The sequence below is a fragment of the Planococcus beijingensis genome (genome assembly GCF_016820615.1).
GTDB classification, from domain to species: domain Bacteria; phylum Bacillota; class Bacilli; order Bacillales_A; family Planococcaceae; genus Planococcus; species Planococcus notacanthi.
This window is the reverse complement of record NZ_JADHDZ010000004.1, coordinates 24,579-46,477: the sequence shown is the minus strand read 5'-3', so window position 1 is coordinate 46,477 and position 21,899 is coordinate 24,579. Positions and strand designations below refer to the sequence as shown.

Genomic DNA, 21,899 nt, shown 5'->3' with positions numbered 1-21,899 from the left:
GGCTCCTACTTTCCTGAACAAATTGCAGTTTTCTGGATTTGTTCACCCTAAGGCAGGGACAAATGTAACTATAGCCGTATTATACCATCGGAGGTCTGATGATGAAAAAAGCAATGTTCATATTAAATCCATCCGCAGGAAAAGAACGCGCGTCCGAATACCGGGAGCAAGTAGAAGAAACGCTTGCATCCATGGGCTATGAAGTCGATACAAGAGAAACAGAAAAAGCGAAAGACGCCACGCATTTTGCAGCTGAAGCCTGTGAAAAGAAATATGATTTCGTTGTGGCAATGGGTGGCGATGGCACCATCAATGAGGCGGTATCAGGAATAGCAGAGCAAGAGCATCAACCTTTATTTTCCTTGATCCCTCTTGGTACCGTCAACGATTTTGCGCGTGCATTGGGAATTTCACTCGACCCGCCGGAAGCGATTGAAGCCCTTAAAACAGGATATGAAAAGCGCGTAGACATTGCCAAGGTTGGAGAGCATTTCTTCATGAATATATTGGCAATTGGTGACATCGCTGAGTCCACCTACGATGTTGATCCAGAGCAGAAAACCAAATTGGGCGCATTAGCCTATTTTATTGAAGGTGTTAAAGCCATCACAGCAGATACAGAAACATACTTTGAAATTGAGCATGATCATGGAACATGGTCCGGAGAAGCAAAACTGGTGTTGGTCGCATTGACCAATTCAGTAGGCGGCTTTGAGAAATTAGCCCCTGAAGCTTTAACGGATGACGGCCTGTTGCATCTATATATCGTGAAAAATGCAGCTCTGCCCGCATTTCTCCGCATTGCAACTTCGGTGCTAAGAGGGAAACTGGAAGAAGATCCGGCGGTGGAAGCGGTCCATACGACCAAAGTGTCTATTAAAACCAGTGAACCGATGTCCTGTAATATTGACGGTGACGAAGGATGTACGACTCCCTTCATGATTGAGGTATTGCCGCAGCATATACGTGCACTCATTCCACCCGATGATGCCGGGGAATAAAAAAATGGAATTCACCCTTTAAAGGGGCTGAAACGATGGCGTACGGAACAGGAATACAGGACAAGTCATTTTTCTGCTGTGGCTTGTTTTGTCATTCTGTTAAAATCGAGTTTTTAAAAGTAGGAATGGAACCTTTTTAAAACGATTTCGTTTAATATAGTATAAATTTTGTATTAAAACGTTACTGAAGGCGCAAGACTGTGTTTTTTATACTAGAGCAAATTACATAAAAAATATACAATAATAGCAGCATATCTCTATTATTTTGCGCTATTTCAGTATATAGTTGAGAGATGCAGCACAAACTTGTACAAAGAAAGACGGGGAAACGATGAATCTTATCACTGCACCATCTATACAAGAAACGATTTCAAAAATATTTATGAACGAGACAGAAAACTTAAACCAGGTTGAGGGATTGGATAAGTTTTTTGAAATTGAAACGCAATTGATGTATGAAATTCACCATTTGGAAAAAGAGCGGGCAAAAGAAACATTGAGAGAATTGATTGATATGCTTTCGCTTCGTCCAGAAAAAGATATCATCCGCTCTATCCGCAATTATTTCATCATCCTATCTTCCGTTATGGCACGTAAACTTTATGAAATGCGTGTACCACCTAAGAAAGCATTTGCCTTTAACTCCGCTTGCGTAGAGTTAGTGGACAAACATATGAACGACTCTGAATTCATGTTCGTTGCAGATGAGCTGATTGAATTTTTTGTATCGATCATTTCTGAACGCAAGCAACCTTCTTTCGGGCACCAAACCGTCAACAAAGTCGTTATTTACATCAATGACGAAGTAGAACGCGATTTGTCTGTTGAAGAAATTGCTAAGCATTTTAATATTTCAACCAGCCATTTGTCGCGTATTTTCAGAGAACATGCCGGCATTACGCTTGTTGAATATTTGAATGTCCGTCGTGTGGAAGAGTCGCAATACTATCTTCGCCATTCGGATAAAGGCATTTCAGACATCTCCAAGCAGTTCCACTTCTGCAACCAAAGTTACTTTACGCGGATTTTTAAAAAATACACAGCCGTCACACCAAAGCAATTCCGTGACAGCCAGCACATTCCGTATTTCCGCTATACATTGCCGAATGCCAAGTAAGGAGAAGAAATTCTCCTTTTTTTCTTGCATACGAATAGGAAGAAGACATGCCGTAATTTCGTCACAAAAATGAAAAAATCCATCGGTCTTTTACTCACGGATTGAATTTTGCAGCGCTTATCGTTATACTTCTTAGTAGTTGAAAAAGGTGAAGGTGACTAATTTGAAAAAGAAAATTACATTATTGATGATGATGGCGGTAGCTGCTGTTTTATTGAGTGGATGTGCCGCTGTTGAAAACAAAGAAGGATTCTTTTATTCCATCTTTGTGAAGCCATTTGATTTCTCATTGGATTATTTAGGGGGATTGTTCGGCGGTAGTTATGGTATGGCTATTGTTGTAATTACCATTATTATCCGTTTGGTGTTAATGCCATTCATGCTGCGTACCTATAAACGCCAGCAAGGAATGAAAGTCAAGATGGATAAGATGCGTCCTGAAATGGAAGATATCCAAAAGCGTTTGAAAGAAACGAAAGATAAAGAAGAACAGATGAAATTGCAGCAGGAAATGATGGGACTTTACAAAAAGCATGAGGTAAACCCGTTGAACATGGGTTGTTTGCCTGTTGTTATCCAAATGCCGATCATCATGGGTCTTTATTTTGCCATTCTATACTCGCCAGATGTCCGTTCACACGAATTCCTATGGTTTAACCTGGGTTCACCGGATGTTATCATGACATTGATTGCTGGTGCGGTTTACTTCTTCCAAGCCAAAGTATCTTTGTGGACGATGCCAGAACAACAGCAAAAGCAGATGAAGCTGTTTGTTTACATTTCTCCAATTATGATTATGTTCATTTCATTCACATCGATGGCAGCTTTACCGGTTTACTGGGCAGTTGGAGGAATCTTGTTGATCATCCAAACATTCATCGGCCGTAAATTCTATTCGAATCATCCGGAAAAAGCGCTTGAAGCAGTAGAAGATAAAAAATAATTTAGAAGAGGCCGGCAAATATTGCCGGTTTTCTTTTTTGGGGAGATACTTACATGAATATGAAACTTATACAGGGAATAGGCATTGCCTTATTAAGTATCACTGCCTTGACCTTCTTGATCTTTGGTTACCTGGAAGTGGCAGTATTGTTTATGACGCTGTTGTTTGTGTTGACAAACAGTTTTCGTTATCGACACATGAAAGCACAAGGAATGCACCGGGAGGCAAAATGGATGCTCGGTATGGCTATCATTTTCGGACTGCTGTTCTTTGTCGTGTTGGCAACCATTTTAATGTAGAATGAAAAACAGCGCGATCTCATTGAGATTGCGCTGTTTCTATGTATTCGTACTTTTCTTTCGAGCGTTCTTCTAATAGTGTATCCAACCGGTTCATCAACACCTGGATATCACGTTCCGATATATGATTCAATGTTTACAGCTCCTTATGTGTTTATACTTAGTTATTCGTAAAAAACATGGGTCTTAGGGGGGTGTTTAAATAAATATAAGTAAAAATAATGGCCGTTAAATTTTTAAGTGAGTCAAAACTGTTTTACAGATTGTTCGAAGAGTTCTTTTCTAGAAAAAATTCGATCCATTAGAGAAGAAAAAAGCTTGGGAAAAATGCTACTTGTTACGGAAGAAATCCACCAACAAGAATGATAGAATAATAAAGAAGCTGATAGAAGGAAGGCCTAGTATGAAATCTATGGGTACAAAAAAAACAAAAGATAAAAAGTTCTATATAAAATGGATGGTGATTAGTTTGTCAGCAATAATGGCTGTTTTAGCAGCGGCGTGGTTTTACATACATGACTGGGATGTGGAAAAAAGCATGACAGCCTTAGCAGAATCGATGACAAGTGAAGAATCCGCTGAAGAGATGAAGAAAGAGGAGCCTGTAGAAATACCGGCTGAACCTAAAGAAACAGAAGAACCCGCACAAGAAGAACCGGCATCAGAAGAAAAAACAGATGCGACCATTTATCCTGAAGACAGTGTGCTGCCCACAGAGCCCACTTTAATCAATGGTGTACTTATCGCCAATAAGCAGCATCCATTGCCTGCAACATACGCCCCTGGGGAAGTCCCGGAAGCACGTGCAGCTTTTGAAACCATGAAAGCGGCAGCCGCTAAAGATGGCCTCAACCTGAATGCATTCAGCACGTATCGCGATTTTGCACGCCAAAAGCAATTATACGAAGGCTACACAGCAAAAGACGGCCAAGAAGCGGCAGACCGCTACAGCGCACGCCCTGGTTATTCGGAACATCAGACGGGCCTCGCATTTGATATCGGCGAAGCAGGCCAAGAACAGCACTGGGCTTCCTCGTCCTTCGGTGATACTGAAGGAGGCAAGTGGCTGAAAGCGCACGCCCACGAATACGGGTTCATCCTTCGCTATCCAGAAGGCAGTGAACACATTACAGGGTATATGCATGAAGCTTGGCATTTCCGTTACGTAGGGAAAGAAATTGCTGAAGAAATTCATCAAAAAGGAATCACGCTTGAAGAATATTTAGGTGTATAGAAAGGAAAAACGTCTCCGGTTTATCGGAGACGTTTTTCTTTGAGTAAAATATTGGGGACTCTCTATCATTTTTTAAGTCGTAACTTTCTGTTGTTATAAAATAGGCGCCAGTAAACGGGCAATCGACTCTTTGGTTTTAATCATGCGGGTGCGGTCCAAATACATCATATAGGTTAATTCCGTCGAAAGCTTCATATCCCGGTGGAATAGTTCTGCAAGATCGGTGGATACTTTTTCATCGTAAATGAATGCATTCACTTCGAAATTCAATTTAAAGCTTCTGACATCGATGTTAGCAGTGCCGACGGTAGACGCTTTGTTGTCTGTAACAATCATTTTTGTATGCAGAAAGCCGTTGTCATAGATGAAGACGCGGGCTCCTGCGCGCAACATTTGGCCAGCGTAGGAATAAGTAGCCCAATAAACGAAAGGGTGATCGGGTTTGTTTGGAATCATAATCCGAACATCGATTCCTGACAAAGCCGCAATGCGGATAGCATCATAGAAACTGGCATCCGGTATAAAGTAAGGAGTTTGTATGTAGATATAATCGCGCGCCAAGTTGATGAGCTTCAAATAACCGTCCTTAATCTGTTCCCATTCTTCATCCGGTCCACTCGAAACAATCTGCATGGAAGTGTTTCCTGTTTCCTGTTTTACCGGAAAGTAAGCTTCGTCATATTCGATATCATGACGCGCAGACGCTTGGTTCCAGTCTCGGATGAAACGCGTCTGCAATGGGTAAAGGGCACTTCCAGTTATTCGCAGATGCGTATCCCGCCAATAGCCGAATTTTCGGCTAAGCCCTAAATATTCATCTCCGACATTAAAGCCGCCGAGATAACCGACGTCCCCATCAATCACCACGATTTTCCGGTGATTTCGGTAATTGAGCCGCGGATTGATAATCGGCAAGATGGAAGGGAAGAAGGTTTCGACTTCTCCGCCTGCCGCCGTGAGTTTCTTGAACAGGCGTTTGCTTATTCTTCTGGAACCCATATCATCATAAAGCAAGCGAACCTTAACGCCTTCTTTAGCTTTAAGAGTCAAAGCATCTACAATTCGGTTGCCCAGTTCGTCCAAACGGAAAATATAATATTGGATATGGATGTGATCAGTGGCATTTTCGATATCCTGAAGAAGCGAATTGAACTTTTTTCGACCATCATTAAAGATCTGCAAGTTGTTGTCTTGTGTCAACAAAGCTCCGTTGTTGCGAAGGTGGAGGTAAACCAAGTCCGTATAGTTTTTTGCATTGGGATCCTGAAATTCAAAACTGTTGTCATGCAGTTCGTTCATTTGCGTAGCGATCAAGTGTTCAATACCGACGCGTTTGCTGCCTTCCCATTTAAAAAGAGTTTTCTTGCGGAGCTGCCTTCCCAAAAACAGGTAAATAAAGAATCCTAAAATAGGAATGAAAAATAGGACCAGCAGCCATGCCCATGTGGAAGAGGCATCCCGTCTTTCTAAGAAGACCAGAGCTGCTGCCAGAATAACGTTGAATATGAAAATCGCGGCAGTTAATACACTGAAAATAGTTACAGTCATTGTCATTCTCCTAACTTATCAATCTATGGGAGAAACCAAACCAATAAAATTAAGGGTTTCAAGCGGAATTACTCGCTTTTTCTTGGATAGTTCAAGTATAAACTACCCGGGTTATAGAGAGAAGAAACTAATGGTATAGAAAAAACTTCCTCTTGTCTGAAGGGAAAACTAAAAGATTTAAAAAAACCGGCCTCCTGATAAAGCGAGGCCGGAAAAATCAACTTAAACGTTCTTCTTGTTTCAATTGTTCGACGATGCCTTCGACTTCCTGGCGGCTCATCTTTTCTTTTCCGGATTTCAATGCTTTCAACGTACTATGGGCTAAAGCTAACGGAACTTTACAGAACATGAGAATTCGTTTGTTTTTGATCGGCTTGACGTAAAGGTCTGCTTTTGCCAAATTGTCTTTAGCGTAGTTGAACATATCTTCGCGCGTCCAGCCTTCAGGAACAAACGTGACGCCCCGTTCGAAATCTTCATCGTAATTGCGCAGCATGTTGACAGCTTGCAATCCGCGGCCGAAAGCAATGGCGTGATCATCATTTGTTTCTGTTCCATCGTACCAGCGCCAGATATCCGAAAGCATCGTTCCGACAAGGCCAGCTACATAATACGTATATTCATCCAGGTCTTCTTTTGTTTTGATAACCCAGTCCTTTTCAACCCATTTGGCCATGCCCCCGGCCATGATGGCAGTGGACTCCATCACTTTTCCTCTTATTTCTTCAGGGCAGACACTGATCCAGTCAGCTAAACGCATAGTGACAGGAGGCAGGGATGCTTCATAAGGAGAAACGAGTTCCAAGTATCGGATTTCATCAAAATCTGTAGCCAGCATTTCTTGAATGCTGCGCAGCAGGTTGATTTTCACTTGATCTTCAAGCTCTGGATGGTCTTCAATTTCATCAATCGCCCGCATACAAAGATAAGCAGAACCGACTGTTTTCTTTAAGGTAGATTCCAAAAAGCTGATTGGGATGAAAAAGGTCCGGCTTGTTTCTTTCAGCATAAGCAAGGACTCTTTCTGTAAATTCGAAACTTTGCTCATCTCAATTTCCTCCTGTTGTGGATTGACGTTTATTCTTCTTATGTACAAAAATTATCTGGTCTAAAAATGGCTTCCTACTAAATATAAACCATACAGGCGAAAAAACAAACGATTACCCATAAACGCCAACTTTTGAATAAAAAAATAGCCCCTTTGAACACATTTTTCATGCTCGTAAGGGGAAAGGTCAGTCGGTATGGAAATGGTTCCAGGCTTCCAAGATGCCTCCTGCATATTTTTCTTTGGCTCGGTAAATGAATGGATGTTCTGCTTGTGCAAGCAATTCCGGTTGAGCGTTCCCGACGATGACAGATGGAAAACCCATCGTGAGCATTTCAACGTCATTTCCGGAATCACCAGCTACCAGCAATTTGGATTCGGCTAGTTGGTATTTGTCCAGAATATATTGAAGGGCTTGTCCTTTTCCGCTTCCTGGAGGAAGAACATCGACATCGCGGCCGCCGCTGTAAACGAGTTTATGTGGAATTTCTGCTCTATTCAGTGCTGAGCGAAATGCTTCCACAACAGCGGAATCGGACGTGATATAAGAACAACGGTTAGTTAGAGGAAGATCTTGGGGAGTCAGCCCAGTTATGCGCTTGGCGATCTCCTCCACTTTTTCAGGCTTCCACCTTTCCTTCAGCTGTTCTGCCCATTCCAAATCTGCTTCCAATGATTGGCCTGTGTAAATGCCAGTCCCGACGTCTGTAACCAGTACGTGAGGAACTGGTAAATTCTCTTCTTTTATCAAAGACAAGGCGGATTCATAATAGCGCCCAGTAATGTAAACCAGTGAAACTTTGTAGGTCTGGCTGTCGTAGAAGTCCAGCAATGCTTTTAAATTGCCTTTATCACCGACCAGCGTCCCGTCCAAATCTGTTGCTAACAAATGCGTTGCTCCGTGCACCAATGATCACCTCATACAATGAATTTATCCGATTGGAAATTGAGTCCCAATCAAAGTCTTTACGGGCTATTTGTACCGCTTGTCGGCTTAAACGTTCAGTCAAAAGAGTATTTGCTGATAAAACACCCATGGCAATCGCCAAATCGATTTCGTTTTCTGTTTCGACCAGTAAGCCGGTAACGCCGTTTTGGACAACATTCTTCAAACCGCCGACATCTGATGCAATCACCGGACTGCCGCAAGCCTGGGCTTCCGCTGCAACCATTCCAAACGATTCGTAGAAGCTTGGGACGATTGTAGCTGTAGCTGAATTGAATAGCAACGCCAACTGTTCCTGGGACTGTGGCCCGATGAATTCTACCATGTCTTCGATGCCTCTAACGGCTTCCCGTAATTTTTTATCTCTAGGCATTTTAGTTTCCAGGTCAATAGCTTCTGCATCTCCTCCTGCAATAACCAGATGTGGAGTATTAGAAGAATCATTTTTTTCCACCAACAACTGAAAAGCTTTTAACAAAGTGAAAATGCCTTTGGTTACTTCCAATCTTCCGGCAAAGACAAAGAGGGGATTGCTGTAGCCAAATTTTTTGCGCAAATGCGCCCGGTTGCCACGCACTTTAAATGCCTGGTCCACTCCGATGGGGATAACTTTGATGGGAGAAGGAGAATCAACAAATCTTTTAATCAGCTGCTTTTCGTTGTTGGTAGTGGCCAAGACCTGATCAGCATTTTTTAAAATTGCTTTTTCCGCATTGATGCGGCGCTGGTCATGGACTCCCGTTGCTTTTTCTTTTGCCCAGCCGAGTGAATGCGCAGTATGCACATAAGGCAGACCGAAGTCTTTCTTCAATTTTTTCCCGATTAGTCCTGATAACCAGTAATGGGTATGGGCAATGTCATAAGAATCAATATCTACCATGCTCTTCAACTCTTCGTAAAAAGCAGGGAGCATAGAATACATTTCGTCTTTAGAAACGAATCCTCTATGTCCAGCCTCAAGTCTAATGACGCGGCATGAATTTCCGAATTCTTCTATTTGAGGTGCTGAGGAATCGCACCAATGAGTTGCTACATCTACCTGCCAACCTTTATCTTCTAAAGCAAGTGCTAATTGTTTTACGTAATTATTTTGGCCGCCGGCTTGCTTTCCGCCTAACTTAGCCAGTGGATCGCCATGATCCGAAATAAACAATGCTTTTTTACTCATCAGAGCTCAACTCCTTTTCATCGTCCTGATGTCCCTAATAAAACATAGACTGCTCTACTGTTATACCCGTATTAAATAAATGTTAAACATCGTATTTCGAATTTTCCTTTTTTTAAGATAACATGAAAATCAGCAAAAAACAGCAGAGGGTTAATCCCGTTGTTTTTTGCTGGAAATTGAATGGCGCTGTTTCTATAACTGACTAAATCTATGGCTCCATGGGATATTCCTTTTTTCTCCCTGTAACAGACTTTCTTTATTTTGTATGGACATACTTTCCGTAAGCAGGCACCGCTGTCTTCTGGAAGTTTTCCGCGAGTGAAACCAATCCTTTGGCGAGTGCCGCCCCTTTCATTGGTTTGCCGTGCCCAGTTGCTGCGATAGATGGTTGGAGGTCCGCCAGTTTGCAGACAGATTCCCAAGCAGCCCGCCAATTTGTCGTTAAATAGACCGGGGGACCGTGAACTTCTTTTTTCTGGCGTATCACTTTGTAGAGGGAATCCTGTTTAACCGTCACAAAAGCATCTCCAGCAATCAGAACGCGACCTTGTTCCCGGAACAAGGAAACGTGTCCTTCCGAATGGCCAGGCGTATGGATCCATTGCCAGCCAGACATACCCGGCACACTGCCATCTGAAGGCAATTCATGAAGGTGGGCCGTGATATCGATGGCCTTAACGGGGAACATCTTCGACATTTTTGCGACCATGCCACCTTCCACAGACGAATCAGGCTGTGGATAGTCGGTGATGCCTTTCAAATACGAATATTCAAGCGGATGTGCGTAAACCGGTACTTTGTACTGTTCCAGAATATCAATCAGTCCGCCGACATGATCAAAATGGCCATGGGTTAAAATGATGGCTTTCAATTGATGGTCAGGCCCAAAGCGGTTCTCTGCCGCCTTGAGGATTTTTTTTGCGGAATGCGGCATGCCTGCATCGACCAATACCCATTCGTTGCTGACTTCGGGGTTGCCGATAAAGAAGACATTCGCGATTTGTACGGTATAGCAGTAAACATCAGGGGTCATTTCGATTCCCGATCCGCTTCGAATGGACGTCATAGGCAAAATGCTTTCAGTTGCTGAACTTCTTTCCATAAGACTGATTCCTCCTCCTAAAAACTTCCGTTTACTTTCTAGTATGTTAAGCTTTACCCCAAAAACTAACATTTGAATCCGTTGACGGACAAATTCATGGAATAGGTTTGAGTCTCCTTGCTTACTGGATTAGAATGAAGACACAAGTCTTTGTGAAACTGGGTGTTTAAATGAAATCATTGATTATTATTGGATCAGGAATACTAGGGGCTTCTGCTGCATATCATGCGGCTAAAGCCGGAGCACAAGTACTATTGATAGATCGGGGCGACAAAGGGCAAGCTACGGGAGCGGCGGCAGGAATTGTCTGCCCATGGATTTCGCAACGGCGAAACAAAGCGTGGTACGGACTGGCAAAGGGCGGTGCCAAATATTATCCAGAACTGATTCGTGAGCTGGAAGCTTTAGGGGAAACGGATACGGGTTATAAGCAAGTGGGAATCGTCAGTATCCATGAAGACAGCAAGCTGGATAAGATGGAGCAAAAAGCTCATGAACGGCGTGTAGATGCACCGGAAATGGGGGACATCCAGCGGTTGTCGCCGGATGAAACAAGAGAGCTCTTTCCATTTGCAACGGAAGAATATGGTTCGTTGTGGGTCAGCGGTGCCGCACGTGTCGATGGCCATGCCATTCGCGATGCGTTGATTTCAGCAGCTGTAAAACTGGGAGCGCGACGCCTGACAGGCAATGCGGAATTGCTTATCGAAGAATCACGGGTGATAGGGGTCACCATAGGCGGGGAACGTTTGCTGGCAGATCGGGTCGCTTCAACAGGAGGCGCCTGGGCAGCTGACTTGTTCAAGCCTTTGGGGTTGGATTTGGACATTGTTCCTCAGAAAGCCCAAATCCTTCATTTGCAGGCGGAAGGACAGCCGACCGGCAACTGGCCGGTTGCAATGGTTCCTTACGGCCAATACATCGTCCCTTTTGATGACGGAAGAATCGTGGCAGGAGCCACACATGAAAATGGCGCCGGTTTTAATGAGAAATTGACGGCAGGCGGCATGCACCACATTCTCGATAAAACATTGGAAGCAGCTCCAGGGCTTGCGGGGACTGAAATCGCGGGAGCGGCTACAGGCTTCCGCCCAGCAACGACAAGTGCCTTGCCCTTTATCGGACGAGTGCCGGGACAGCCCAACTTTTTTGCAGCCAATGGTCTGGGAGCTTCAGGGTTGACCGCTGGACCTTACCTGGGAGGACAACTGGCAAAGCTGGTGCTGGGGGAACCTGTTGATATCGATTTGAGTCTTTATCAAGTAGAAGAAGCAATCAAGAGCTGAAAAGGGGGCGGACAGCTATGTATTGGTGCAAGATTGCCCGGACGCAAGCTGAATTCGATGAGATTGCACGCCTGAATTATGAAACCTTTGTCGAAGAAATTCCCCAACATGAGAAGGGAGCCAGTGGTATGCGCACCGATCCTTTCCATGAGCAGAACACCTACCTGATTGTATTGTCGGGGACGGACCTTGTGGGTATGATTGCGCTGCGTTCTGAGCGTCCTTTTTCTCTGGATCTGAAAATCGGGAAAGTTGAAGCATTGTTGCCGGACGTCGGCCGCATCTGTGAAATTCGCCTATTGGCAGTCCGTAAAGAACACCGCAACGGCCGTGTCTTTTTCCTTTTAGCCAGCGCATTATCCGATTTCTGCCTGGAGCTGGGCTTTGACTCGGCAGTCATTTCCGGAACGACTCGGCAATTGAAGCTGTATGGCCAATTGGGTTTTCGGCCATTTGCGGATCCGGTTGGAAAGGGTGAAGCCATCTTTATTCCAATGGTCACCACTGTAAGCCAATACAACGCTTCTGTCGCAGCAAGGCTGCAGGTGAAACGCCGGTTGTTCGTCCCTGGACCTGTCGCATTAACTGCGCAGCTGGGGGAACCTTTTCAACAACCGCCGGTTTCCCACCGGTCAGCGGCTTTCCACAACATTCGGAAGGAAGTAGACCGCTTGCTCTATGGCATGGCAGGCTCGACGCCTTATTTGCTCGCTGGAAGCGGAACCTTGGCCAATGAAGCAATGCTTTCACAAATCAAGCGGCTGGACGCTAAAGGTCTGGTTCTGGTAAACGGGGAATTTGGCAGGAGACTGGCCAATCAGGCAGAACGCCTCAACTTGGATTTTAAAGTGAAGGAAGAAGTCTGGGGCCAGGCATTTGATTTTGACATGATAGCGGAACAGCTGGGTGCGGAAGGGTATGGCTGGGTGCTGATGGTTCATGGTGAAACCTCAACCGGCCAACTGAACGATTTTCGTCGGTTGGCGAATGTCTGTAAACAGCAGAAGATCCGGCTATGTCTGGACTGTATCAGCAGTTTTGGCGCATTGCCATTTTCGTTGGAAAATGTCTGGATGGCGACCGCGGCAAGCGGCAAGGCCATCGGAACAATGAGTGGAATTGCCATCGTCTTTGCCCACCATGAGATTCAACCGGATCCCAACTTGCCGAGCTATTTGGACTTGGGACTTTATTTCGCCAATATTCCGTTTACGTTTCCTGCCAGTTTGCTGGAAAGCCTGAAGCGGGCATTAGGTGCTTACCCCTTGCGCTGGGAGCTTTTGGAGCGGCGCTTCAGGCAGCTGGAAGCAGATACAAAGGAATGGCCTGTGCTGGCTGCCGGTTACCCGACATCCCGGACTTTCCAGACAACAACCAACACTGAATTTTTGGCTCAGGATGCCCATTTATCAGGATTTGAGCTTCATTCAGCAAGTGGTTATTTGAGGGAACGTGGTCTTTTCCAGGTATCCTGCATCCAGCCGGAATTTGAAAAAGACTGGGCGCAGTTCCTGGAATTCCACGATTGTTATCAGCGTTATCATACAACAGCAAAAGCCCGCCATAGTTGATGGCGGGCTTTTGCTATGCGGTCATTTGCTCATAGACTTTCAGGATGAGCGTTTTGTGTGGCGAATCGGGCATGGGCTGGATCAGCTCTTTAGCGATTGTGGCATGCTTTAGCGCCAATTCATTTTGGCCAAGCTCTGCATAAACCAGTGCCAGATAAGCGTCTTTTTCATAATGGACCGATAAATCATAAGGGTGGTGCAAGAACTCCCAAAGCTTATGTTTATTAAGCCATATCAAAGCATCTTCGAACTGTTCAAGCCCGTACAAGGCTTTTCCTTTTTCCAATGCGAATAAAAAGATGCTGTCTTCCGGATGTTTTTCCAAGTTCTTTTCAACTAAAGCCATGGCTTTTTCGTAGTCGTGAGCAAAAGAATTCAGGTAATGGATTTCAAGGGCATCCGCAACCGCGTTGATTTCTTCGTCATCGGTAAAATCAGCGAACAGGCGAAGCTTGGAAATGTAGAAATCCTTATTGACGATATCTCCGTTCAAGATAGCCTGAAACCCAGCCAAGCGATAAAGCGCATCAATTCGGTAAAACAGCTGTTGTTCTTTGGAGTAAGTGATGGCTTCTTCCATTAAACGTTTCGAGTTTTCTCCATCTCCGACAGCTGAGTAAAGAATAGACTCGTAATAATCAAAATCCAATTTCTTCAAGGGATCCAACATGCCGGTGCGTTCTTCAAAAGTGCTCCGGGATTCCTGGATGATGGTCAGGGCTTCCTTATAGCGATGTTCTGTGAAAGCCATTAATGCCCGGAAAATGTAAAGGTCGGCACTTTGATTGACCATGTGCAGGCTTTCGTAAATTTCTTCAGCCTGTGCTAAAGGGATTTGCCAATCATTCTGCTTGGTATGGTAGCTGCAACGGCTGTAGATTTCAAGGAGCCGTGCAGATTCGTAGCGAAAAGGCAGTTTGTCAATATAAGGTTTTATTTTGCCGGCAATTTTTTTGTACTTTATGATCAGCTCATCGCTGATCATTTCTTGCGTATAAAGCTGTTCAATCTCTTTTAATAAATCCCGCAATTCATGGGTCGGAATGTCTGCCAACAATTCGTTTCGGTCCACTTCCAAGCGTTCAGCTATATAAGCAAGGCTTTCCATGGAAGGGTTTGCCTTATTGTTTTCAATCAAACTCAGCATGCCTTTTGTCAGCTGGTCGCCTGCCAGAGCCTGCAGTGTTAATCCTCTTTGTTTGCGTAAATTTCGGATGCGTTCACCCAAAGTAGCCATTAACTCACCTGTCCTTTCGATAGTTTAATTATATTAAACTTTTTCTTGCAATGCTAGTTTTCTCGTGTTATATTTTGTTTAATTAAATTAAACTTTCGCTGGGGAGTGGAAAAGAATGAATGAGGCAGCACGCATCAAACAAGCAAGTTATCATCTGTATACGTTTACAGCCAGCAAGTTGATTTCGACATTCGGCAGTTCTGTCTACGCATTTGGCATCAGTTTATACGTATTGGCGTTAACTGGATCAGCTGCGAGTTTCGCGATTAATTTGATCTGCAGCATTTTGCCGCGATCGCTACTGGCGCCTTTTGCAGGGTACACCGCGGATAAGTATTCGAAAAAAACCATCGTCGTTCTGTCTCAAGTGGTCAGTATGCTGTCAGTTGCAGGATTGCTCATTTACAGCCTGCTGAATGGCTTATCACTGACGGCCATTTACACAACGACTGCGCTGCTGTCCATCAGTTCTATGTTTACCGGTGTCACATTTTCTTCTTCAATCGCCAATCTGATTGACCCAGACCGAATCCAACGGGCAATGGGCTTTAACCAATCAGCGATTTCCATCGCTGCAATCGGTGGGCCGGTGGTCGGTGGCATGCTCTTTGGATTTGTTTCGATGAATGTCTTTTTAATGATCCAAGTGTCAGCTTATGCGATTGCGGTTCTGCTGGAGTCGACAATGAACTTCAAGTTGTACACCGTCCGCGCTGAACGAGCAGTAAGCGAAGCGACAAAGACCATGCTGACAGAAATGAAAGAAGGATTCTCTTATTTAAAATCCAATCGCGTCATAACCGTTATTGTAACGGTTGCTATTGGCATCAATTTCTTTTTCTCCTCTATGATGATCGGTTTGCCCTTTATCGCAGTTCAGCAATTAAATGTAAAAGCCACGCATTTTGGGATGATTGAAGCGATGATCGCAGTAGGGATGCTGGCAGCTTCCATCTATTTTTCAATCAGCAAGGAAGTGAGATTTCCTTTGCTGTTTGCTAAGAGGGGAATACTGGGGATGTCCGTGTTGCTTGCGGGGATGGCAATTCCTTTAATTGTTGGCATGTCCTATGGGGTAATGGTCGTTTATTTCCTGTTGCTCATGCTGACTTTCGGTATGACAAACGTGTTTGTCAACACGCCGATTGGTGTCATGATGCAGAAAGATGTGGATGAGGAATACCGCGGTCGTGTTTTCGGCATTCTCGAATCGATGGCGATGGCTATGATGCCGCTCGGTTATCTTTTATTCGGCTTGCTGTATGATGTGGTGCCGGCAGAATATGTGGTAGGGGCAAGCAGCTTTTGCCTTATTGTGTTAACCGGATACTTGATGCGCCCGTCCGTTCTTAAGGAAGCCCATCCGGAGCTGCAAAAGAATCTTTCAAATCAGCCAGAACCTCTGTGAAAACAGAAGTTCTGGTTTTTTATTAGCAGGTTTATTTTGTAAGAATAAGGGAAAAACGTAAAACAATCTGAAATAAATAGTTGGAGGGATAAAATGGACAAAAATAAACCTGAAAATATACCCGCGCAGGAACAGGAACGGCAACCGGGATTTGAATCGGAAATGGAGCCGAAACCTGATTTTAAAGGAAATTTGGCCGGACAGGCACAGCGGCTGCCGAATAAGACAGCTTTAATAACCGGTGGCGATAGCGGAATCGGCCGTTCAATTGCGCTTGCTTTCGCTAAAGAAGGAGCAGATGTGGCAATTGCTTATCTGGATGAACACGAGGATGCGGAAGAGACGAAGAAATTTGTCGAACAGGAAGGACGCCGTTGCCTGTTGATTTCAGGAGATTTGGGAGATGAATCCTTCTGCCAAGAAGCGGTCGGAAGAGTGGTCGATGAATTCGGCAAATTGGATATCCTGGTCAATAACGCAGCAGAACAGCATGTCCAGCAATCTTTGAAGGATATTACTGCCGAGCAGTTAGAGCGGACATTCCGCACCAATGTGTTCAGTATGTTCCACCTGACAAAAGCCGCACTGGATCATCTGAAGGCTGGCGCATCCATTATCAATACGACATCCATTACAGCTTTTCGCGGAGAGCCGACGTTGATCGATTATTCCTCGACCAAAGGAGCCATCCTGGCTTTTACACGCGCGTTGTCAGGCTCACTCGTAAAAGAAGGAATCCGAGTCAATGCCGTAGCGCCGGGACCTATCTGGACCCCGCTGATTCCGGCATCTTTTGATGCAGAAACGGTAGAAGGGTTTGGCAGCGACTCGCCGATGCAGCGCCCGGGACAACCGGACGAACTGGCGCCCGGCTATGTCTACCTGGCATCCGACGACTCCTCTTACGTAACTGGCCAGGTCCTGCACATAAACGGAGGATCACCTTACTGAAGAAAAGCGGAAGCTGCCAATAGCAGAAGCTAACCTAAGAGCGCGACGTCGTGTCGCAACGGTTAGCTGACTCGCATCCTGCGAGCCTCCGACAGGCGTAAGACGATCTGGCGAAGCGGCGTACTTTGCCGCATAGCCAGAGTGGCTTACGACCCGAGGAGCTGGCAGCTGGAGTCTGGACAATGAAGAAAAGCGGAAGCTGCCGCACAGCTCCGCCCACTATAAGCACCGTGTAAAAAAATAGGTTTGCATCTTCTCAGATGCAGACCTATTTTTATGCGCTTCTTTTTAGAATCTATCAAAACCGAAAATATATATTATTAAATACCTATGATTATTGTCTAGAACACCTCTTTTGTGGGTAGCCCATTACTAAGGATACACAGCCGGTTAAAAAGGGGAGGTGTCGAGTATGGGGACGGAAGAGCGGAGTACGCCGTTGAAAAAGCATATTTGGAGTTTGGTGATTTTGAATTTCCTTGATGGCTTTTTGACGTATATGGGCCTTTCTTTTGGCGCCATTACAGAGGCCAACCCACTGTTGGCTTCCTTTTCTCCACTGGCTCTCCTGGTGACTAAATTCCTGTTGTCCCTGTGCCTATTCGGCTTTCTGTATACACCGTTTGTCCGCATACAATCCCGCAACTGGCGCTACACCCTCATTTTAGTCAATACACTTTACTCCCTCATACTCCTTCTTCATTTATTCTGGCTATTGATTTTATTTACCTGACAGATCAGATCCGCTAGCTATTGAACATAAAAAAAGGCGTCGCGGAAAGCGACGCCTCAGACTGAAGACAAAGTCTTTACAAAATGAATAGTGGTGCATACCCCCAACCGGTCCGGCCACTTCGCGTTCCGTGGGCTCAGCTTCAGTCTCCTCGTCACTGCGTTCCTGCGGGGTCTTCAGCTTCCGCTGTCCCACAGGAGTCTCGGTGGCCAGCCCGATCGGGGACGTGCAGCTCCAATCAAAGAAAAGGGCTTGCTAGTCAGGATCCGCAAACCATCGTCTCAATAAACTTGATAACTCCTTCATACAAAGATCCGTAGCGCAAGGCGGCGTCTCCTGCGGAAGAACGGAGTGATGAGACCCCGCAGGAGCTTGCGACGAGGAGGCTCAGCGCTTCGTCCGCGGAAAGCGTCCGTCTGGAGCGCAGGATCCGGCATAACGATGCCCGTTCGGCTATTCATTCTAGAAATAACATAAATATTCTTTTGTCTACAAGCTCAGGCGTCGCGGAAAGCGACGCCTTTTCTTTATTGTGGTAAATAAAGCGGCTGTCCATTTAAACAGGGGCGCCGGCTTTTTCGGTCGTGCGCAAAGTTTTATTGGAAGCTTTGTAGAGAACAATCAAGAGAATGCTGGCGATGGCCAAGGCTGCAGACAGATAATAGATACTGCCAGCTTGGATGGTCAAGAGCCAGGTGAAGGACAACGGGCCGATGATGCGGCCGAGATTGTCCATGGAATACGTCATGCCTGCAGCTGTGCCGTATTTGCCGCCCGATTCTTTTGACGTCAACGATACTAATGCTGTCCGTGCCAACGCATTTCCAGCTGTAAAGATACTGAGTGCAACACCGGCAAAGACCAGGCTGTTGGTAAAGGGAAGAATCACCAATCCAAGAGCGGTGACGACTTGTGCGCCGATGATCCATTTCGTTTCGGTGCCGTCTTTAATGCGGCGAACGACACCGCCTTGGATGGCAGCATCCACAAATCCGCTGGCCATAAACAAATAACCAAGTTGAAGCGGCGTGATTTCAATTTGATCGATTTGAAATAATTGAAAAGTCGATTCCAATCCCGCGAGCAGAAACGTCACCATGAAAGAAAACAGGAACAGATAACGGATGCGGAATTGCCAAAGCGTACTGGAGCCTTTGGGCAAAAGGGCACGCTTCACCGCTTCACCTTTGCGGACCGGTTCTTTTAAAACCAGGCTCGCATAACCCATCAGCAATAAGATCAGAACTGCAGAAGCCGTAAATGGCAAGGACAGCGACACGGCTCCCAGCAGACCGCCGATTGCAGGTCCGAAAATAAAGCCGAGGCCAATGGACATGCCAAGCAGGCCCATGTATTTATTGCGCTCTTCATTTGTTGTGATATCTGCTACATAACCGGTAACAGCTGTATACAGTGCGCCAGAGAACAGACCGCCGACAATTCGTGAAGCATAAAGCAGCACGAGGTTATCAAGAAAAAGCGAAAACAGGAAGAAGCTCAAGCTGAATCCGGCCAAACCTAGAAGAATCAGTTTCTTGCGGCCGGTTTTATCAGATAGCTTGCCCCAAAGCGGCGCTGTGAAAAAGGAAGACAACGCATAAATAGTGATCAAGCCACCAACGTGAATTTCCGAGTATCCTTGCTGGACGATGACTTCGGGTAAAATAGGTATGATAATGCCGAATCCCAGGTAAACGAAAAACTGGACAGACATCAGAAGTAGAATAGTTTTTTTCATAATAAGGAATTCCTGCTTTCTCAAAAGAATATGCCCTCATTTTACCCTTGTTTCAACGTTAGGACAATGACATAAAAAAGAGGTCCATCTCTGGACCTCTGGCGATTCATGACTATTTATTTAATTTGACACGTTGGAGGCGCAGGGCATTCATGACAACTGAGACGGAACTGAACGCCATTGCTGCACCGGCAAGCCATGGAGCCAGAAAACCGGCTGCGGCAATCGGAATGCCGATGGTGTTATAGGCGAGTGCCCAGAACAGGTTCTGTTTAATATTCCGGACGGTCAATCGGCTCATCTGCACCGCATCGACCACTCTCAATAAATCGCCCTGCATCAATGTGATATCAGCAGCTTCCATGGCGATGGCTGTTCCTGTGCCCATCGCCATGCCGACATCGGCGCTTGCTAACGCAGGAGCATCATTCAATCCATCGCCTGCCATGGCGACGCGGCGGCCTTGGCCTTGGAGTTTCAAAACGACATCCGCTTTTTCGGCAGGCAGGACGCCGGCAAATACTTCATCGATTCCGACTTGTTTGGCGATGGCTAAAGCTGTCCGTTCTTGGTCTCCAGTAAGCATGACCACGTGAAGTCCCATGTTCTTCATTTCCTGAATCGCTTGCTTCGCTGTTTCCTTGATGGTGTCAGCAACGGCAATCAAGCCGGCATACTGTCCATCAACTGCCATGAACATAACGGTTTTGCCATCCCGTTCCATCGCTTCGGCTTTGGTTTCATCTACTGCATACCCGTCCATCAAACGGCGATTGCCCATGACCACTTCATGGCCACTAACCACAGCACGGATGCCGTGCCCAGGCACCGCTTTGAAAGAATCGACATTCAAGTTAGCTTTGCCGAACTCGGAAATAGCTTGAGCTACAGGGTGTTCAGATTGGCTTTCAGCACTGGCTGCCAGGTTTTTTAAGTTTTCCAAATCAAATCCATCTGCTGGGATAAAGTCCGTTACCACTGGACGGCCATTGGTGATGGTGCCTGTTTTATCCAAGACGATGGTATCGATATGCTTCGTATTTTCCAGGGATTCGGCTGTTTTAAACAATACGCCTTGTTCAGCAGCTCGTCCGGATCCCGCCATGATTGAAGTTGGTGTTGCCAAACCAAGTGCGCAAGGGCAGGCGATGACCAGCACTGCAATGGTGCTTTCAAGGGCAGCCGCAAAATTGCCGGGTGCAACTAGGAAATACCAAACCATGAACGTGATAATGGCAATTCCCACAACAATCGGAACGAAGATGCTGGAAATCTGATCAGCGAGCCGTTGGATTGGTGCTTTGGAACCTTGCGCCTGTTCGACGACGCGGATGATGTTTGACAAGACGGTATCTTTTCCGATTTTATCGGCACGTACACGCAAAGAACCATTGGAATTAACGGTGGCCGCAAAGACGGCATCGCCTTGTTCCTTATCGACCGGCAAGCTTTCACCGGTCAACATGGATTCATCGACAGCTGAGTTGCCGGAAAGGACGGCGGCATCAACTGGGATGGATGCACCCGGTTTAATCAGCAGGATGTCTCCAGTTTTAACTTCGGAAATCGGCAAACTGATGAAATCATCGCCGCGTTCAACTAATGCATGCTGCGGCTGCAGCTTCATCAGCTTTTTAATGGCATCGGAAGAACGTCCTTTGGCTCTTGCTTCAAAAACTTTTCCTAAAATGATCAACGTGATCAGGACAGCGCTGGTTTCGAAGTACAATCCCATATTATGGCCCATATTCCAATTGGCTAAAACCAGGTAGACGCTATAGAAGTAAGCAGCGGATGTTCCAAGTGCGACCAGGACATCCATATTTGCTGATTTGTTTTTTAGAGCAAAATACGCACCTTTATAGAAAGAAGCGCCTATCCAAAATTGGACTGGTGTAGCCAACGCCCACTGCACGAGTGGATTCATGAGGATATCCGGTACATACATCCAGGATGTAAAAGAGAAATGGCTGAACATGGTCCACAGCAATGGAAAGGAGAGGGCAGCTGAAATCCAGAACAAACGGGTTTTCTTTTTGATTTCCTGTTGTTTATGGTCCGTTGCTTCATCGCTTTCCTGATTAAGGACTGCGTCATAGCCGAGCGATTGGATCCGCTTAACAAAATCTTCTGGAGTGACGGTGCCGGGATTATACAAAACATGACCGGTTTCCATTGCCAAGTTAATGTTGGCCAGTTGAACGCCCTCCATTTTATTCAATACTTTTTCAATGCGCGCAGAACAATTGGCGCACGTCATGCCTTGGATTGAAAAATCGATTTCTTCCTGTTGGACACCATAGCCCAATTGCTCCACTTTCTTCTGCATATCGGTCATCGAGGCCTGTTCATCATCGTAGACTACAGATGCCTTTTCGGTAGCAAAATTGACGCTGGCTGCTGAAACGCCGGGTAATTTTTGGAGGCCTTTCTCTACGCGGTTGGCGCAGGCAGCACAGGTCATACCGGTAATGGCCACTTCCGTTTGTTTAGTACTCATCACAATCCCACCTTTTCCATCGGCATATACCTAATGGGGGTATATTATTTTCAAAAAAATAACCGCGTT

18 protein-coding genes are annotated in these 21,899 nt (G+C 45.6%); 10 read left to right on the top strand and 8 right to left on the bottom strand.

Annotated elements, in window-relative coordinates; all coding sequences use genetic code 11:
- Positions 1-98: 98 nt before the first annotated feature.
- The 5 genes from IRE19_RS11165 to IRE19_RS11145 all read left to right on the top strand — a co-directional run bounded on the left by IRE19_RS11165 (position 99) and on the right by IRE19_RS11145 (position 4,594).
- The gene (locus tag IRE19_RS11165; protein WP_238943195.1) at positions 99-1,001 is read left to right on the top strand and encodes a diacylglycerol/lipid kinase family protein; all 903 of its coding nucleotides are present in this window, start codon (positions 99-101) and stop codon (positions 999-1,001) included.
- Between the two features lie 331 nt (positions 1,002-1,332).
- Complete coding sequence (locus IRE19_RS11160) at positions 1,333-2,118, top strand: helix-turn-helix domain-containing protein (protein ID WP_191715546.1); 786 nt, start codon at positions 1,333-1,335, stop codon at positions 2,116-2,118.
- 163 nt (positions 2,119-2,281) lie between these two features.
- Positions 2,282-3,061, top strand: coding sequence for a membrane protein insertase YidC (gene yidC, locus IRE19_RS11155; protein WP_191715547.1), 780 nt, complete (start codon positions 2,282-2,284; stop codon positions 3,059-3,061).
- A gap of 53 nt (positions 3,062-3,114) precedes the next feature.
- The gene (locus IRE19_RS11150; RefSeq protein ID WP_191715548.1) at positions 3,115-3,360 is read left to right on the top strand and encodes a hypothetical protein; all 246 of its coding nucleotides are present in this window, start codon (positions 3,115-3,117) and stop codon (positions 3,358-3,360) included.
- 403 nt (positions 3,361-3,763) lie between these two features.
- Positions 3,764-4,594: a M15 family metallopeptidase gene (locus IRE19_RS11145; RefSeq protein WP_203340434.1), complete on the top strand. Its 831-nt coding sequence runs from the start codon at positions 3,764-3,766 to the stop codon at positions 4,592-4,594.
- 93 nt (positions 4,595-4,687) lie between these two features.
- Here the strand turns inward: IRE19_RS11145 and cls are convergent, their stop codons facing one another.
- From cls to IRE19_RS11120, 5 genes are all read right to left on the bottom strand, one after another.
- Positions 4,688-6,142 (bottom strand): cardiolipin synthase, encoded by a 1,455-nt coding sequence (gene cls, locus IRE19_RS11140; protein WP_203340433.1) that lies wholly within the window; start codon positions 6,140-6,142, stop codon positions 4,688-4,690.
- A gap of 217 nt (positions 6,143-6,359) precedes the next feature.
- On the bottom strand, positions 6,360-7,190 hold the full coding sequence (locus IRE19_RS11135; RefSeq protein WP_191715552.1) for a squalene/phytoene synthase family protein: 831 nt from the start codon (positions 7,188-7,190) through the stop codon (positions 6,360-6,362).
- Between the two features lie 187 nt (positions 7,191-7,377).
- Positions 7,378-8,079 (bottom strand): HAD-IIB family hydrolase, encoded by a 702-nt coding sequence (locus tag IRE19_RS11130; RefSeq protein ID WP_203340432.1) that lies wholly within the window; start codon positions 8,077-8,079, stop codon positions 7,378-7,380.
- Positions 8,042-9,304, bottom strand: a complete 1,263-nt coding sequence (locus IRE19_RS11125) for a glycosyltransferase (RefSeq protein WP_191715554.1) — start codon at positions 9,302-9,304, stop codon at positions 8,042-8,044. Before IRE19_RS11125 ends, IRE19_RS11130 begins: the two co-directional genes overlap by 38 nt.
- 256 nt (positions 9,305-9,560) lie before the next feature.
- Entirely contained in the window at positions 9,561-10,406 is an 846-nt protein-coding gene (locus IRE19_RS11120; RefSeq protein WP_191715555.1) for an MBL fold metallo-hydrolase, read from the bottom strand.
- A 170-nt stretch (positions 10,407-10,576) separates the two neighbouring features.
- On the opposite strand from IRE19_RS11120, the gene IRE19_RS11115 reads away from it, so the two are divergent.
- Both IRE19_RS11115 and IRE19_RS11110 read left to right on the top strand, forming a co-directional pair.
- A complete protein-coding gene (locus IRE19_RS11115) occupies positions 10,577-11,692 on the top strand; it encodes an NAD(P)/FAD-dependent oxidoreductase (protein WP_203340431.1) in 1,116 nt (371 codons plus the stop codon).
- A gap of 17 nt (positions 11,693-11,709) precedes the next feature.
- Positions 11,710-13,263, top strand: a complete 1,554-nt coding sequence (locus IRE19_RS11110; protein WP_203340430.1) for an aminotransferase class V-fold PLP-dependent enzyme — start codon at positions 11,710-11,712, stop codon at positions 13,261-13,263.
- A gap of 13 nt (positions 13,264-13,276) precedes the next feature.
- Here the strand turns inward: IRE19_RS11110 and IRE19_RS11105 are convergent, their stop codons facing one another.
- On the bottom strand, positions 13,277-14,500 hold the full coding sequence (locus IRE19_RS11105; protein ID WP_203340429.1) for a helix-turn-helix domain-containing protein: 1,224 nt from the start codon (positions 14,498-14,500) through the stop codon (positions 13,277-13,279).
- 115 nt (positions 14,501-14,615) lie between these two features.
- Between IRE19_RS11105 and IRE19_RS11100 the strand changes: the two genes are divergently transcribed.
- The 3 genes from IRE19_RS11100 to IRE19_RS11090 all read left to right on the top strand — a co-directional run bounded on the left by IRE19_RS11100 (position 14,616) and on the right by IRE19_RS11090 (position 17,592).
- Positions 14,616-15,908 (top strand): MFS transporter, encoded by a 1,293-nt coding sequence (locus IRE19_RS11100; protein WP_203340428.1) that lies wholly within the window; start codon positions 14,616-14,618, stop codon positions 15,906-15,908.
- A 93-nt stretch (positions 15,909-16,001) separates the two neighbouring features.
- Entirely contained in the window at positions 16,002-16,859 is an 858-nt protein-coding gene (locus tag IRE19_RS11095) for an SDR family oxidoreductase (RefSeq protein ID WP_203340427.1), read from the top strand.
- 412 nt (positions 16,860-17,271) lie between these two features.
- On the top strand, positions 17,272-17,592 hold the full coding sequence (locus IRE19_RS11090; RefSeq protein ID WP_191715561.1) for a DUF5658 family protein: 321 nt from the start codon (positions 17,272-17,274) through the stop codon (positions 17,590-17,592).
- 556 nt (positions 17,593-18,148) lie between these two features.
- On the opposite strand, the gene IRE19_RS11085 is transcribed toward IRE19_RS11090, so the two are convergent.
- Together IRE19_RS11085 and IRE19_RS11080 are read right to left on the bottom strand one after the other, a co-directional pair.
- Positions 18,149-19,330, bottom strand: a complete 1,182-nt coding sequence (locus IRE19_RS11085; RefSeq protein WP_203340426.1) for an MFS transporter — start codon at positions 19,328-19,330, stop codon at positions 18,149-18,151.
- Between the two features lie 112 nt (positions 19,331-19,442).
- Positions 19,443-21,830, bottom strand: a complete 2,388-nt coding sequence (locus IRE19_RS11080) for a heavy metal translocating P-type ATPase (protein WP_203340425.1) — start codon at positions 21,828-21,830, stop codon at positions 19,443-19,445.
- Positions 21,831-21,899: the final 69 nt, after the last annotated feature.

Coding starts and splice junctions, on each gene's coding strand:
- IRE19_RS11165 (WP_238943195.1), top strand. CDS start 99: ATGATGAAAAAAGCAATGTTCATATTAAATCCATCCGCAGGAAAAGAA.
- IRE19_RS11160 (WP_191715546.1), top strand. CDS start 1,333: ATGAATCTTATCACTGCACCATCTATACAAGAAACGATTTCAAAAATA.
- IRE19_RS11150 (WP_191715548.1), top strand. CDS start 3,115: ATGAATATGAAACTTATACAGGGAATAGGCATTGCCTTATTAAGTATC.
- IRE19_RS11145 (WP_203340434.1), top strand. CDS start 3,764: ATGAAATCTATGGGTACAAAAAAAACAAAAGATAAAAAGTTCTATATA.
- cls (WP_203340433.1), bottom strand. CDS start 6,142: ATGACTGTAACTATTTTCAGTGTATTAACTGCCGCGATTTTCATATTC.
- IRE19_RS11135 (WP_191715552.1), bottom strand. CDS start 7,190: ATGAGCAAAGTTTCGAATTTACAGAAAGAGTCCTTGCTTATGCTGAAA.
- IRE19_RS11125 (WP_191715554.1), bottom strand. CDS start 9,304: ATGAGTAAAAAAGCATTGTTTATTTCGGATCATGGCGATCCACTGGCT.
- IRE19_RS11120 (WP_191715555.1), bottom strand. CDS start 10,406: ATGGAAAGAAGTTCAGCAACTGAAAGCATTTTGCCTATGACGTCCATT.
- IRE19_RS11115 (WP_203340431.1), top strand. CDS start 10,577: ATGAAATCATTGATTATTATTGGATCAGGAATACTAGGGGCTTCTGCT.
- IRE19_RS11110 (WP_203340430.1), top strand. CDS start 11,710: ATGTATTGGTGCAAGATTGCCCGGACGCAAGCTGAATTCGATGAGATT.
- IRE19_RS11105 (WP_203340429.1), bottom strand. CDS start 14,500: ATGGCTACTTTGGGTGAACGCATCCGAAATTTACGCAAACAAAGAGGA.
- IRE19_RS11100 (WP_203340428.1), top strand. CDS start 14,616: ATGAATGAGGCAGCACGCATCAAACAAGCAAGTTATCATCTGTATACG.
- IRE19_RS11095 (WP_203340427.1), top strand. CDS start 16,002: ATGGACAAAAATAAACCTGAAAATATACCCGCGCAGGAACAGGAACGG.
- IRE19_RS11090 (WP_191715561.1), top strand. CDS start 17,272: ATGGGGACGGAAGAGCGGAGTACGCCGTTGAAAAAGCATATTTGGAGT.
- IRE19_RS11085 (WP_203340426.1), bottom strand. CDS start 19,330: ATGAAAAAAACTATTCTACTTCTGATGTCTGTCCAGTTTTTCGTTTAC.
- IRE19_RS11080 (WP_203340425.1), bottom strand. CDS start 21,830: ATGAGTACTAAACAAACGGAAGTGGCCATTACCGGTATGACCTGTGCT.